Annotated in this window: 15 protein-coding genes and 2 tRNA genes; 11 read left to right on the top strand and 6 right to left on the bottom strand. The window is 60.1% G+C overall.

Going from position 1 to position 13,882, the window contains the following annotated elements; translation table 11 throughout:
- Positions 1 to 18 precede the first annotated feature (18 nt).
- Positions 19 to 789, top strand: coding sequence for a polysaccharide deacetylase family protein (locus tag JJB74_RS00465; protein ID WP_200590700.1), 771 nt, complete (start codon positions 19 to 21; stop codon positions 787 to 789).
- Positions 786 to 1,817: a sterol desaturase family protein gene (locus JJB74_RS00460; protein WP_200589544.1), complete on the top strand. Its 1,032-nt coding sequence runs from the start codon at positions 786 to 788 to the stop codon at positions 1,815 to 1,817. The genes JJB74_RS00465 and JJB74_RS00460 overlap by 4 nt, the downstream gene beginning before the upstream one ends.
- A gap of 81 nt (positions 1,818 to 1,898) precedes the next feature.
- Here the strand turns inward: JJB74_RS00460 and JJB74_RS00455 are convergent, their stop codons facing one another.
- Positions 1,899 to 3,020: a sugar phosphate nucleotidyltransferase gene (locus JJB74_RS00455; protein WP_200589542.1), complete on the bottom strand. Its 1,122-nt coding sequence runs from the start codon at positions 3,018 to 3,020 to the stop codon at positions 1,899 to 1,901.
- Between the two features lie 190 nt (positions 3,021 to 3,210).
- Positions 3,211 to 3,867: a helix-turn-helix domain-containing protein gene (locus tag JJB74_RS00450; RefSeq protein ID WP_407672243.1), complete on the bottom strand. Its 657-nt coding sequence runs from the start codon at positions 3,865 to 3,867 to the stop codon at positions 3,211 to 3,213.
- A gap of 21 nt (positions 3,868 to 3,888) precedes the next feature.
- Here JJB74_RS00450 and JJB74_RS33000 point away from each other — a divergent pair, with 21 nt between their 5' ends.
- The gene (locus tag JJB74_RS33000) at positions 3,889 to 4,107 is read left to right on the top strand and encodes a hypothetical protein (RefSeq protein ID WP_234483988.1); all 219 of its coding nucleotides are present in this window, start codon (positions 3,889 to 3,891) and stop codon (positions 4,105 to 4,107) included.
- A gap of 658 nt (positions 4,108 to 4,765) precedes the next feature.
- A complete protein-coding gene (locus JJB74_RS00445) occupies positions 4,766 to 5,395 on the top strand; it encodes a phospholipase D-like domain-containing protein (RefSeq protein ID WP_200589539.1) in 630 nt (209 codons plus the stop codon).
- Positions 5,396 to 5,416: 21 nt separating this feature from the next.
- Here the strand turns inward: JJB74_RS00445 and JJB74_RS00440 are convergent, their stop codons facing one another.
- The 4 genes from JJB74_RS00440 to JJB74_RS00425 form a co-directional block, all read right to left on the bottom strand.
- Complete coding sequence (locus JJB74_RS00440; RefSeq protein WP_200589537.1) at positions 5,417 to 5,611, bottom strand: hypothetical protein; 195 nt, start codon at positions 5,609 to 5,611, stop codon at positions 5,417 to 5,419.
- A 169-nt stretch (positions 5,612 to 5,780) separates the two neighbouring features.
- Positions 5,781 to 5,856 (bottom strand) — tRNA-Asn (locus tag JJB74_RS00435).
- A gap of 188 nt (positions 5,857 to 6,044) precedes the next feature.
- Positions 6,045 to 6,120, bottom strand: a tRNA-Asn gene (locus tag JJB74_RS00430).
- 82 nt (positions 6,121 to 6,202) lie between these two features.
- On the bottom strand, positions 6,203 to 7,417 hold the full coding sequence (locus JJB74_RS00425) for an amino acid aminotransferase (RefSeq protein WP_200589535.1): 1,215 nt from the start codon (positions 7,415 to 7,417) through the stop codon (positions 6,203 to 6,205).
- A gap of 117 nt (positions 7,418 to 7,534) precedes the next feature.
- Here JJB74_RS00425 and uvrB point away from each other — a divergent pair, with 117 nt between their 5' ends.
- From uvrB to hscB, 7 genes are all read left to right on the top strand, one after another.
- The gene (uvrB, locus tag JJB74_RS00420; protein WP_200589533.1) at positions 7,535 to 9,628 is read left to right on the top strand and encodes an excinuclease ABC subunit UvrB; all 2,094 of its coding nucleotides are present in this window, start codon (positions 7,535 to 7,537) and stop codon (positions 9,626 to 9,628) included.
- Positions 9,629 to 9,787: 159 nt separating this feature from the next.
- On the top strand, positions 9,788 to 10,600 hold the full coding sequence (locus JJB74_RS00415; protein WP_200590699.1) for a uracil-DNA glycosylase family protein: 813 nt from the start codon (positions 9,788 to 9,790) through the stop codon (positions 10,598 to 10,600).
- A gap of 136 nt (positions 10,601 to 10,736) precedes the next feature.
- Positions 10,737 to 11,207, top strand: coding sequence for a Fe-S cluster assembly transcriptional regulator IscR (gene iscR, locus JJB74_RS00410; protein ID WP_200589531.1), 471 nt, complete (start codon positions 10,737 to 10,739; stop codon positions 11,205 to 11,207).
- 20 nt (positions 11,208 to 11,227) lie between these two features.
- Entirely contained in the window at positions 11,228 to 12,481 is a 1,254-nt protein-coding gene (locus tag JJB74_RS00405) for an IscS subfamily cysteine desulfurase (protein ID WP_200589529.1), read from the top strand.
- A gap of 31 nt (positions 12,482 to 12,512) precedes the next feature.
- On the top strand, positions 12,513 to 12,896 hold the full coding sequence (iscU, locus tag JJB74_RS00400; protein WP_200589528.1) for a Fe-S cluster assembly scaffold IscU: 384 nt from the start codon (positions 12,513 to 12,515) through the stop codon (positions 12,894 to 12,896).
- A 54-nt stretch (positions 12,897 to 12,950) separates the two neighbouring features.
- Positions 12,951 to 13,274 (top strand): iron-sulfur cluster assembly protein IscA, encoded by a 324-nt coding sequence (gene iscA, locus JJB74_RS00395; protein WP_200589527.1) that lies wholly within the window; start codon positions 12,951 to 12,953, stop codon positions 13,272 to 13,274.
- Between the two features lie 88 nt (positions 13,275 to 13,362).
- Positions 13,363 to 13,878: a Fe-S protein assembly co-chaperone HscB gene (hscB, locus tag JJB74_RS00390; protein ID WP_200589526.1), complete on the top strand. Its 516-nt coding sequence runs from the start codon at positions 13,363 to 13,365 to the stop codon at positions 13,876 to 13,878.
- The last annotated feature ends 4 nt before the right edge of the window (positions 13,879 to 13,882 follow it).

Here is a 13,882-nt window from a genome sequence, read left to right as displayed (position 1 = left end):
TTATTGCCTGTGGCGCTGATGTCGCTGGCGTCGCCGGCACTGGCCGAAAGCGTTTGCCGCGGCACGATCTATTTGACGTTTGATACCGGCAGCCAGTCGCAGGCCGAACTGGTGGAGCAGACGCTGCGCCGCCATCATGCGCACGCCACTTTCTTCCTTGCGAATGAAAAGACGGTGAAGGGCGATTACACCCTGGATCCTTCCTGGGCGCCATTCTGGAAAGCGCTGCGCGCGGATGGCAACGCCTTCGGCAGCCATACCTTCGATCATGTGTATGCGCTGCGCGATCTGCCCGACGGTCGCATCGAGGTGAGACCGCAGTTCGGCCCGGAAGCTGGTAGAAAACAGGCCTGGACGCCGCAGCAGTATTGCGAGGAATTGCGGCGCGTCGATGCGCGCTTCCAGGAATTGACCGGTGCACCTCTCGATCCGCTGTGGCGCGCGCCGGGCGGCAAGCTGACGCCGGGCGTGCAGGCCGCGGCCAAGGCGTGCGGCTATGCGCACGTGGCCTGGGCGCCTGCCGGTTTTTCCGGCGACGAACTGCCCAGTGAAAAGGTATCCAATGCCGCCTTGCTCAAGCGTGCGTTGAACGGCTTGAAGGATGGCGATATCTTCATGGCGCATCTCGGAATCTGGTCGCGCAAGGATCCGTGGGCGCCCGCGGTGCTGGATCCCTTGCTCACAGGCCTGGAACAGAAGGGGTTTTGCTTTGCCACCTTGCGCGAGCATCCGGCGTATCGTGAGCAATTCATGCGGCATGCGCCGTCGCCCGAGCGAGGAAAGTCATGATCGATCTGCTGCATCCCTTCACCGATGCTTTCGCCACGGTGCAGGGCTGGGTATTTGAATCGATCGTGCAGCCGGCGATGTTCCATCTCGGCTTGGGCGAATACATCGAAGATGCCTTCGGCGGCACCGAATGGTTTCTCGTCGGCGTCTGCGAGCTGGCGCTGTTGTGGCTGGTGTTGCGGCCACTGGAAGCACTGCTGCCGGTACACGAAATTCGCGACCGCCGCGCGCGCTGGAACGACTTCGTCTATACGGTAGTGCATCGGCTCGGCGTTTTTGCCGTCGTCATGTTTTTCTTCCTCGATCCGTTGATCGACAGCTTCAACGGTTTCCTGCATCTGCATGGCATGCATCCGTTCGCGCTCGAGCGGCTGTGGCCGGCGCTGTCGACGATGCCGCTGCTGCTGTTTCTCGGCTACCTGGTCATCCTCGACTTTTTCGAGTACTGGTATCACCGCGGTCAGCACAATATCGGCTGGTGGTGGGGACTGCACAGCCTGCATCACAGCCAGCAGAACATGAATCTGTGGAGCGATGATCGCAATCATTTGCTCGACGACTTGCTGCATGACATCTTTCTGGCGCTGATCGCAGTGGTTATCGGCGTGCCGCCGGGCCAGTACATCCTGCTGGTCGCGGTGTCACGCATTTTGCAAAGCCTGCAGCATGCGAACGTGCGACTGCACTTCGGCAGCATCGGCGAGCGTCTGCTGGTGTCGCCGCGCTTTCATCGGCTGCATCATGCGATCGGCCTCGGGCATGAGAGCCGGGGTAGAAATAGCCTGGGCGGGCACAATTTCGCGGTGCTGTTTCCGGTGTGGGACATCGTGTTCGGCACGGCGCGTTTCGGCGGCGGTTATGCGCATACCGGTGTGCGCGATCAGCTGCCGGCGCCGGAAGGCCGGGGCAGGGATTACGGCTCGGGGTTCTGGAGCCAGCAATGGCTGGGCTTGAAGCGGATGGTGGAGTTCGCGCGCCGGAGAAGGCCGGCGGGGAAGGGAACGCAGGGAGAGGTAAGACTGCGTTGAAGGGTCGGGTGGGTGAAACCCACGCATGTGGTCGATCGGAAGATAGACCGCGTGGGCTTTGCCCACCCTACGATGTGGCAATCACGCGCGGCGTGCGATGCGTCGATCGCGAGCGTTGCCCCAGATGGTGTCGGTGCATTCGCTCACATGCCGCGCAGTGCCGTCGCGGCTGATGCCGTAATCCTTGAACACGATCATGTCTTCGATCTCGACATCGTGCGCGATGCGGGTGTATTCGAAAATCATGCTGCGCACGATCTCCGCGCCGCCGACGATGTGGCTGCCATGGCCGATCCAGGTCGGGCCGACGATGTGGCAACCCGCCTCGACATGCGCGCCCGAGCCGATGTACACCGGCCCCTCAATGGTCGTGCCTTCCCAGTCGATGCGCGCATTCAAACCCACCCACAGGCCATCGCGGATCTGCTTGCCCGGCGGCGTCAGGCCTTTTACCTGGCCCTGCATCACGTCCTGCAGCACGGTCCAGAAGTCGGTGATGCTGCCGATATCAATCCATTCGAACGGACGCGTCTGCGCATAGAAGGGCAGGCCTTTCTCCGCCAGCAGTGGGAACAGATCCGAGCCGATGTCGAACTCGGTGCCCGGCGGAATCATGTCAATGACCTGCGGCTCGAAGATGTAGATGCCGGTGCTGGCAAAATTCGATAGCGCTTCTTCCTGCGACGGCTTTTCCTGGAAGCGCTCGATGCGCCCGTCCTCACCGGTCACCACCACGCCATAGCTGGATACCTTGTCCCACGGCACTTCCTTGGTAATCACGGTGGCTAACGCACCCTTGCGCTTGTGCTCTTCAACCGCTGCTTCGATATCGAGGTCGATCAGCGCGTCGCCGCAGAGCACGATCGTGGTCTGGTCGAAAAAGCCGCCGAATTCCTGGATTTTCTTCATGCCGCCGGCCGAACCGATAGGCACCGGAACGACTTCGCCCTTGTCATCCGTATAACCTTCGAACGAATAGCCGATGCGCACGCCAAAGCGCTGGCCTTCGCCGAAGTATTCTTCGATCTTTTCATGGAGATGACTGACGTTCACCATGATTTCTCGTACGCCACATTTGGCCAGGTGTTCGACCAGGTAAGCCATTACCGGTTTGCCGAGTACCGGGATCATGGGCTTGGGAAGGTCGTAGGTAAGCGGACGCACTCGCGTTCCCTTGCCGGCGGCCAGAATCATAGCTTTCATAGGATTCACTCTTTTGTGATTGATGATGTGGCGAATACCGCACAGTGGCGGGCCCTATTTTGCCGCCGCCTGCGCAACGACGCCGAATCTACAGAAGGGCTGAAGCAGCCTTCCACAGATCCGGCGATCGTGACTTGATCAAAAGCACGGGCATGCATTGCCGTGCTTTTCGTGATGCAACCTGCGCGGTTCAGACTACGGCCATCTGCTCGCGCATGGTGGCGGACGGTTGCTGTTGCGACGGCACGTAATTAGCAGCAGCGGCAGCAGCTTTCTTTTCTGCCTGTTCGATGCGCGCACGAGACGGCGGCAGACGACGCAGGGTTTTCAGTGCGTTGAGGTCATGGATGTAGATAGAGCGCTGATCGACCGAGATCAGACCGAGTTCATTGAACGCGGAGAGAGTACGGCTCGCGGTTTCCAGGGTCACGCCCAGGTAATTGCCGATTTCGCGGCGGGTCATCGGCAGATTGAATGCCTTGCCGGAGTAGCCGATTGCCGAAAAACGCTCGGACAGCGAGACCAGGAAGCGGGCGACGCGTGCCTCGACAGTCAGCGAACCCAGCATGGTGATCATGCCTTGCTCGCGAATCAGTTCGCGGCTCATCAGGCCATACAGCGCGGTTTCGAGGATCGGATTGGTACGGCCGATCGCAGCAAATTTCGAGAACGGGATCAGGATGATGTCGCAGCTCGACAGTGCAACCGCCTCGGAAGTGTATTTCTTGGTGTGGATGCCATCGATGCCGAACAGATCGCCCTTCATCGGGAAGCTCAGAATCTGCTCATTGCCGAACTCATCGATCATGACCGACTTCAGAAAGCCGCAGTTGACTACATAGAGCATGTCAAAGGCCTGGCCCGCGGTATGGATGCGTTGACCGGCTTTAAATTGCACATGCTGGAAGTGATGGTCGTCATCGCCGATGAAAGTACCCGACGGAATGCGGAGAAGATTGCAAACATCATGCATGTTCGACCAGATTTTATGGGTACGGCTTCCGGACGCAGCAGCCCTGGACGGCGCGGCAGTAACGGTAGTGGTGCTTTCCAAAGTGTTCGCAACCGACATGGTGATCTCCTGTAATGGTTGGTGAGCCGATTAGCGCCGCTGTTTTGTTGCAATTTCTTTATGTGCAGCAGTCTCAGGAACGGAGTATGTCGAAATGCAAACCCTGTCGGTATAGGACACTCACTTGTTGCGTTGTAGGAAAACATGAAGTCCCGTGTCCGGTGAACGCGCCGGGCAGGTCAGGGGGGAAGCGGGTTTTCGCAAGGAATAACCAGCCATTCCGCGTGAAAGCGGAGGATATGTCAGATTTCTTGGTGGAATATGCGAGAAACGAGCATTTCCTTCAAACAGCCTGTTTTGCGCTCATCTGTAGGCGTCTTACCTCAAGTTTTGTTGGCGTGTAGGTCAGGCCGCATTCTTTGTGAAATGTTCGCGAAAAAAATCTTAATGTTCGTTACGCGCAAACTTTGGCGAGGCAACAATCGCTGAGCTGCTCATCAGCAGATGTCTTTTGTATAACAACAGTCGCGACGCATCGCCAAAAAGACGAATCGTGATTCTAGGGAAAACCTTCTGTAGACATGGTCCGCGCAGGCCATGTGCCCCGGTTCGCGCAAGCCCGATGCTGGAAGGTGCCGGATTCGATCCATAGACCGACGTGTGAACTGTATTTCCATCCAGTACAATCTGGCCCTTGTCGCAGTGTTGAGCCGGTTGCGCCGGCAGGGACGGAATGAAAAAGCTGTTGGTGCCAGTGTTGCTTGCTATTGCCTACTTTGCGGTCAATGCCGGAAATGACGATACGCTGGGACGTTTCGTCGTCGCGGCGCTGACGCGCGCTACGGCGTATGCGAAGCGCGTGCCGGTAGCCGATGCCGGCTTCGGAGCCCAGGCGCCGCAAGCGCAGGTCGTGGAGGCGGGTTTTGCGCCGGAAGCGAGCGGCGAGGCCCTGACGCTCAAGGTCATCCACGCCGCCCGTGAGCGCATTGACATCGCGGCAGCCGGACTTGCTTCGCCCGCTCTGGCGAAAGCGCTGCTCGAAGCGAAAAAGCGCGGTATCGAAGTGCGTGTTGTGCTCCAGGAAAGGGGAAGTCGGTCGAAATCCGCCTTGATGGCGCTGAACCAGCTGGCCAGTGCCGGCATGGCGATGCGTACGGTAACCCGTGATGGAGCGCGGCAAGACAGTTATCTCATCGTCGATCGGCGCACGGTGCAGACCGGCTCTCTCGACTACGCTGTCGCGCCAGGGCGTAGCGACAGCGAGAATGTCATTGTGATCTGGAACAATCCGGACTTGGCCGCCGCGTATTCGCGGCATTGGCAGAAGAATTTTGAAGAGGGTAAGCCTTATCGGGCCATGTAGCCTGCCATGTACAACCGGGCATCAACGCCGGTAATTATTACTCAGCGCCAGTTCCGCAGCCCGGAAATCCGCCTCGATGGACTGCACCGACTCGGCTTGCGCCACGCGCACCAATTCATTGAGCACACGTCGCAGCACTGTCTTGTCATGTTCGCTGGTGTCATCGCGTACCGAGGAAACCAGCATGTCTATCATTTCTTCGGACCGTTTTCTCATCAGACCTCTCCTTGCTCGAACCTTTGCAAATTGTTAAGCGTTTTGACGCTTCGGATTATGCAAGGCACATGCCAGTCGAGTTTTGATTGGAACGGCAGCGGGGTGGGTGGTTTGGAAAGAAGCTTGCGCAAAACGAAAAGGGCTGATCTTGCGATCAGCCCTTCGTATTTGGCTCCCCGACCTGGGCTCGAACCAGGGACCTGCGGATTAACAGTCCGTCGCTCTACCGACTGAGCTATCGGGGAAAGGAGCCAGCATTATAGGGAAGGCAGGCAGATTTACCAAGAGGAACGGGGAAAAATTTTTCGCCGGTGGTCGCACTGGAAAGGATGGCTGTTCACATTTGATCGCCTGCGGGGCAGGCCGGCAAACATCCATTTGTAGGGCACCGGAAAAACGAAAAGGGCTGATCTTGCGATCAGCCCTTCGTATTTGGCTCCCCGACCTGGGCTCGAACCAGGGACCTGCGGATTAACAGTCCGTCGCTCTACCGACTGAGCTATCAGGGAAAGGAGGCCGAATTATAGTGGCCGAGTTGTTGCTTGTAAAGCGCGCCGGCAAGAACTTTCATCCTTGCCGGCGCAGCTCGTATTACAGGACCTGCGCGATCGCGTCCGCAACGCGCTCGATGTTCTTCGAGTTCAGTGCGGCGACGCAGATGCGGCCGGTGTCGACGGCGTAGATCGAGAATTCATTGCGCAGACGGTCCACCTGGGCCTTGGTCAGGCCGGAGTAGGAAAACATGCCGCGTTGCTGAATGACGAATTCGAAGTCCTGGCCCGGCGCTTTCTGCTTCAGCAGATCGACCAGCTTGCGGCGCATTTCGCGGATGCGGTCGCGCATGCCAGCCAGTTCGTTTTCCCAGGTCTGGCGCAGTTCCGGGGTCGACAGCACAGTGGCGACGACCTGGCCGCCATGGATCGGCGGATTGGAATAGTTGGTGCGGATGACGCGCTTCAATTGCGACAGCACGCGCGCGGCTTCGTCGGCGCTCACCGCAACGATGCTCAGCGCACCGACGCGCTCGCCATACAGCGAGAACGACTTCGAGAACGAGTTCGACACGAACATCGCGCCGCCGGTGGCTGCAAAGCGATGCACCACGCCGCCATCCTGCTCGATGCCATCGCCAAAGCCCTGGTAGGCCATGTCGAGGAAGGGCACCAGGCCGCGCTCGCCCACCACGCGGATCACCTCGTCCCACTGCGCGTCGGACAGGTCGGCGCCGGTCGGGTTATGGCAGCAGGCATGCAGCACGACGACCGAGCCGGCCGGCATGGTCTTGAGCGCATTCAGCATGCCGTCGAAGTTCACGCCGCGGGTGGCGGGATCGTAGTACGGATAGTTGTTGACCTGGAAACCGGCGGCTTCGAACAGCGCGCGGTGGTTTTCCCAGCTCGGATCGCTGATCCAGACCTGCGCATTCGGCGTAACGCGCTTGATGAAATCGGCGCCCAGTTTCAGGCCGCCGGTGCCGCCCAAAGCTTGAACGGTAATCGCACGTTTTTCTTGAATTACCGGGCTGTTAGCCCCAAATACAAGTTCCTGCACCGCTTTGTCGTAAGCTGCCAGGCCGTCGATGGGCAGGTAGCTGCGCGGCGCCAATTTTTCCATCAGCTGGGCTTCGGCCTTGCGCACGCATTCCAACAGGGGCACCTTGCCGTTGTCGTCGTAGTAGACGCCGACGCCGAGATTGATCTTGTCGGGATTCTTGTCGGCCACGAAGGCTTCGGTGATGCCAAGAATCGGGTCGCGGGGCGCCATCTCAACGGCGGCAAAGAGGGATGCGGGAAGAGGTGCGTTCATCGTAGTAGCATGAGAAGTTGACCGCAAAAACATTGCAGTCGGGTTGATCACTGCGCGGGAGAGTGGTTTCGTCTTGCGTTGATGCAGCCGGGCATTCTACCAAAGGTCCGTTTATCCATGGCTGAATTATCCGAAGTTACCAGCACTATCGACGAGTCGAAGTTCGTCACTTTTCCCAATTCCTCCTTCAAGCTGTACCAGCCGTTTCCGCCGGCGGGCGACCAGCCGGTCGCGATCGACAAGCTGGTCGAGGGCGTCGAGGACGGTCTGTATTACCAGACCCTGCTCGGCGTGACCGGTTCCGGCAAGACCTACACGATGGCCAACACGATCGCCCGCCTGGGCCGTCCGGCGATCGTGTTCGCGCCCAACAAGACATTGGCGGCGCAGCTGTACAGCGAGTTCCGCGAATTCTTCCCGCACAATGCGGTGGAGTACTTCGTCAGCTACTACGACTACTATCAGCCCGAAGCCTATGTGCCGCAGCGCGATCTCTTCATCGAGAAGGATTCCTCGGTCAACGAGCACATCGAGCAGATGCGCCTGTCGGCGACCAAGTCGCTGATGGAGCGGCGCGACGTGGTGATCGTGGCGACGGTGTCGGCGATCTACGGTATCGGTAATCCGAACGAATACCACCAGATGATCCTGACGCTGCGCGCCAAGGACAAGGTCAGCCAGCGCGACCTGATCGCGCGCCTGATCCAGATGCAGTACACCCGCAATGAAATGGACTTCGCCCGCGGCACCTTCCGCGTGCGCGGCGATACCGTCGACATCTTCCCGGCGGAACACGCGGAGTTGGCGATCCGCGTCGAGACCTTCGACGACGAGATCGAAAGCCTGCAGTTGTTCGACCCGCTGACTGGCCGCGTGCGGCAGAAGATACCGCGCTTCACCGTGTATCCGGGCTCGCATTACGTGACGCCGCGCGCTACCGTGCTGCGCGCGATCGAAAGCATCAAGGAAGAGCTGCGCGACCGGCTGGAATTCTTCCGCAAGGAAAACAAGCTGATCGAAGAGCAGCGGCTGGAGCAGCGCACCCGCTTCGACCTGGAAATGATGCAGGAAATCGGCTTCACCAAGGGCATCGAAAACTATTCCCGCCATCTGTCCGGCGCCAAGCCGGGCGAACCGCCGCCGACGCTGGTCGACTATCTGCCGCAGGATGCGCTGATGTTCCTCGATGAATCGCATGTGCTGATCGGCCAGTTCTCCGGCATGTACAACGGCGACCGCGCGCGCAAGACGAACCTCGTCGATTACGGCTTCCGCCTGCCGTCGGCGCTGGACAACCGGCCGCTGCGCTTCGACGAATTCGAAGGAAAGATGCGCCAGACCGTGTTCGTGTCGGCAACCCCTTCGGATTACGAAAACCAGCATGCCGATCAGGTGGTGGAGCAGGTGGTGCGCCCGACCGGCCTGGTCGACCCGACCATCAGCGTGCGTCCGGCCAGCACCCAGGTCGACGACCTGATGTCGGAGATCACCGAGCGGGTCAAAAAGAACGAGCGGGTGCTGGTGACCACGCTGACCAAGCGCATGGCCGAGCAGCTGACCGAGTTCCTTGGCGACAACGGCATCAAGGTGCGCTATCTGCATAGCGATATCGACACTGTCGAGCGCGTGGAGATCATCCGCGATTTGCGCATCGGCACCTTCGACGTGCTGATCGGCATTAACCTGCTGCGCGAAGGCCTCGATATCCCGGAAGTGTCACTGGTGGCGATCCTGGATGCGGACAAGGAAGGCTTCCTGCGTTCCGAGCGCAGCCTGATCCAGACCATAGGCCGCGCAGCGCGCAACCTGAACGGCATGGCGATCCTGTACGGCGACGTCGTGACCGACTCGATGCGCCGCGCCATCGGCGAGACCGAGCGCCGCCGCGCCAAGCAGATCGCGTTCAACGAGGCCAACGGCATCACGCCGATGGGCATCAAGAAGGAGATCCGCGAACTGATCGACGGCGTCTACAACCCGCACGAGGCGCGCCTGGAAGTGCAGGTGGCCGAAGAGCAGGCCAAGTATGTCGACATGAGCGAGAAGCAGATCAGCAAGGAGATCAAGCGGCTGGAAAAACTGATGCTCGACCATGCGAAGAACCTGGATTTCGAGAAGGCAGCCAAGGTGCGCGATCAGCTGCATACGCTGAAGGAACAGGCTTTCGGCGCGCCGGGCGCAGACAACATCACGTCGATACTCGGGAAGTAAGGCTTTTCCACGGCCCGTTGCCGTGGTTTCGCAAGAAGGCTCCGCTTCGTCCGGAGCCTCTTTTTTGTGCGCGGCCGCGCCTGGCGCAGGCATCGTGTCGGCGTCGGCGAGAAATTCGTGAAACACGTACAATCCCAGCCTTTCATTGCCAAACTCGCCATGTCCGCCAACATCCCGGCTTCCATCCTCGATCAGCTCGCGCTCGCCGACGCCTCCTGGCAGCCGGTATTGCGCGCCGGCCTGGAAGCAGTGGCGGCAGCCAATTCCTCCTATTTGCCTGAGCTTGCCTCAGACGACTACCTGCCCAAGCGCGGCCGCATGTTCGCAGCCTTCAGCCAGCCGCTCGATCGAGTGCGTTATGTGCTGGTCGGCGAAGGGCCTTATCCGCGCGAGGCGAGTGCAACCGGCTATTGCTTCATGGATGGCGCGGTCGATGCACTGTGGTCGGAAAAGGGCTTGTCGAAAGCGGTCAACCGCGCGACTTCACTGCGCAACTTCATGAAGATGCTGCTGGTGGCGGACGGCCGTTTGAAGAAGGGCCATACCAGCGGCGATGCGCTGCAGCACATCGCGGCCGAAGCGCAGGCGCCGGCGTCAGATCTCATCGGCACGCGTGAGGAATTGCAGGACAACCTGCTGCGGCATGGCTTTCTGCTGCTGAACGCCACGCTGGTGTTTCGTTCGCATGTGCCGCCGCTGAAGGAAGCGCGCGCTTGGCAACCCTTGCTACAGGCAGTGCTCGATGCGCTGGCCTCGCATGCGGCGTCAAAAAATGCAAAGCTGGCAACGCTGGTGTTATGGGGCAAGGCCGCCGAGTTGCTGAACGGCGTGCCGGCCAACGGTTTGTTTCCGAAGGCGATTTCCGAGCACCCTTACAACCTTTCCTTCATCGACAACCCGGGCATGCAGGCGGTGTTCGGGCCGATGCACTTGCTGCAACGCTCACAGGGTGGGCAAGCCGCCGCGAAGTAACTTGTCGCTGGTCAATTTCGCAGATTAAAGATGCGGTGACCGAACTAATACCTGACAAATTTAGTCGGAATTTGATATACTTGACCAAATTCTTCGGGATTGTTTTTTTCTGCTGTCCTGCAACTGGAGTGTATGAATGCGTCTGACCACCAAGGGCCGTTTTGCCGTGACCGCGATGATTGACCTCGCGCTGCGCCAGGACAAGGGGCCGGTGACTCTGGCCGGCATCAGCCAGCGCCAGGAGATTTCGCTGTCTTACCTGGAACAACTGTTTGGCAAGCTGCGTCGCCACGAGATCGTCGAATCGGTGCGCGGACCCGGCGGCGGCTACCACCTGGCGCGCCGTCCGGAAGAAGTGACCGTGGCCGACATCATCATCGCCGTCGACGAGCCGCTGGATGCGACGCAGTGCGGCGGCAAGGAAAACTGCCATGGCCAGACCCACGAGACCGGCGCGCGCTGCATGACGCACGATTTGTGGGCCACGCTGAACGCCAAGATGGTCGATTACCTGGACTCGGTCACCTTGAAGGACCTGGTCGACCAGCAGCGTCAGCGCATGAATGAACAGAATGTCGTCGTCGTGCACCGCCACGCTGCCGCCTGAAACTATGGAGTGAAATTGAGATGAATGCCCCTCTGACCAAAAGCCTGATCGACACCCTGAAAGCGCCGCACTTTCCGATCTACATGGACTATTCGGCGACCACGCCGATCGATCCGCGCGTAGCCGACAAGATGATTCCCTACCTGCGCGAGCAGTTCGGCAACCCGGCATCGCGCAGCCACATGTACGGCTGGAGCGCCGAGCAGGCGGTCGAGCAGGCGCGCGAGCAGGTGGCAGCGCTGGTCAATGCCGATCCGCGCGAAATCATCTGGACCTCGGGCGCGACCGAGGGCAACAACCTGGCGCTGAAGGGCGCCGCGCATTTCTACAAGACCAAGGGCAAGCACATCATCACCGTGAAGACCGAGCACAAGGCAGTGCTGGACACGGTGCGCGAACTCGAGCGCCAGGGCTTCGAAGCCACCTACCTGCAGCCGCAGGACAATGGCCTGATCACCATCGAGCAGCTCGAGGAAGCGATCCGCCCGGACACGATTCTGGTGTCGGTCATGCTGGTCAACAACGAGATCGGCGTGATCCAGCCCATCGATGAAATCGGCGAGCTGTGCCGCAAGAAGGGCATCATTTTCCACTCCGACGCCGCGCAGGCCACCGGCAAGGTGCACATCGACCTGGCCAAGACCAAGGTCGACCTGATGACCTTCACCGCGCACAAGACCTATGGCCCGAAAGGCATAGGCGCGCTGTACGTGCGTCGCAAGCCGCGCGTGCGCATCGAAGCGCAGATGCATGGCGGCGGACACGAGCGCGGCCTGCGTTCCGGCACGCTGCCGGTGCACCAGATCGTCGGCATGGGCGAAGCCTTCCGCATCGCCAGGGAAGAGATGGACAGCGAGCTCGGGCGCATCAAGGCGCTGCGTGACCGCCTGGCCAAGGGCCTGACCGAGATCGAGGAAGTCTATGTGAACGGCGACATGGAGCATCGCGTGCCGCACAACCTGAACGTGAGCTTCAACTATGTCGAGGGCGAGTCGCTGATCATGGCGATCAAGGACATCGCGGTGTCGTCCGGCTCGGCTTGTACTTCGGCCAGCCTGGAACCATCTTATGTGCTGCGGGCGCTGGGTCGCAGCGATGAACTGGCGCACAGCTCAATCCGTTTCACCTTCGGCCGCTTCACCACCGAGGAAGACGTGGACTTCACCATCCAGCTCATCAAGGACAAGGTGGCCAAGCTGCGCGAACTGTCGCCGCTGTGGGACATGTACAAGGAAGGGATCGACATCAATTCGATCCAATGGGCTGCACACTGATTACGCAATACCGCATACAAGGAGCATAGACATGGCTTATTCGGACAAGGTACTGGACCACTACGAGAACCCGCGCAACGTCGGCGCCTTCGAGAAGGGCGACGAAACGGTAGGCACCGGCATGGTCGGCGCGCCGGCCTGCGGCGACGTGATGAAACTGCAGATCAAGGTCGGCGAGAACGGCGTGATCGAAGACGCGAAATTCAAGACCTACGGTTGCGGCTCGGCGATTGCGTCGTCATCGCTGGTGACCGAGTGGGTCAAGGGCAAGACGCTGGACGAAGCGATGGCGATCAAGAACACCCAGATCGCCGAAGAGCTGGCGCTGCCCCCGGTCAAGATCCACTGCTCGATCCTGGCCGAGGATGCGATCAAGGCTGCCGTGCAGGACTACAAGGCCAAGCACAGCGCGTAAGACAGGCACAGGCGCGGACGATCCCGCGCAGCAAGACGAAAGAGGTGCAAGGACATGGCAATCACATTGACGGAAAAGGCGGCGCGGCATGTGTCGCGCTACATCACCCGGCGCGGCAAGGGCGTCGGCCTGCGCTTCGGCGTGCGCACCACCGGCTGCTCGGGCCTGGCCTATAAGCTCGAGTATGTGGATGAGCCGGGCGCCGAAGACCAGGTGTTCGAGTCGCATGGCGTGAAGGTGTTCGTCGATCCGAAGAGCCTGCCGTACATCGATGGCACCGAGCTCGACTTTGCGCGCGAAGGCCTGAACGAAGGCTTCAAGTTCTACAACCCGAACGTCAAGGATGAGTGCGGCTGCGGCGAAAGCTTCCGCATCTGAATCGATGACGATACGGCGGGCCCATGCGGCCCGCCACGTATTCCCGCAGGCCTGTTGAAGTATGGACAGGCCTTTGCTTTAGGCGATCATGCAAAACCACTTCGAGCTGTTCCACCTGCCCGAGCGCTTCGACGTTGACCTCAAGGCGCTGGACGAGGCGTATCGCGAAGTGCAGAACCAGGTGCACCCGGACCGTTTCGCCGCTGCCTCCGATGCCGAAAAGCGCGTCGCCATGCAATGGGCCACGCGCGCCAACGAGGCCTACCGCACGCTGAAGAACCCATTGAAGCGCGCGATCTATCTGTGCGAGCTGCATGGCGTGGACCTCGGCATCGAGTCCAACACCGCGATGCCGCCGGCTTTCCTGATGCAGCAGATGGAGTGGCGCGAAGCCCTGGAAGAGGCGCTGGACGAGAAGGACATGAGCGCGCTTGAGAGGCTCGAGGATGAACTCGACGCCGGCCGCCGCGAACAGATTGAGCAAATCCGCTCGCTGCTCGACGCTGGCAACTTTGAAGCGGCCGGGCAGGGCGTGCGCCGGCTGATGTTCCTGGAAAAATTCGGCGATGAAGTTGGCGCCGCATTCGAACGCCTGACCGATTGAAAGA

The sequence above is a fragment of the Noviherbaspirillum pedocola genome, assembly GCF_016632335.1.
Taxonomy (GTDB): Bacteria; Pseudomonadota; Gammaproteobacteria; order Burkholderiales; family Burkholderiaceae_D; genus Noviherbaspirillum_A; species Noviherbaspirillum_A pedocola.
The sequence above is the reverse complement of the archived record's forward strand: the minus strand, read 5'-3'. Positions and strand labels throughout refer to the sequence as shown.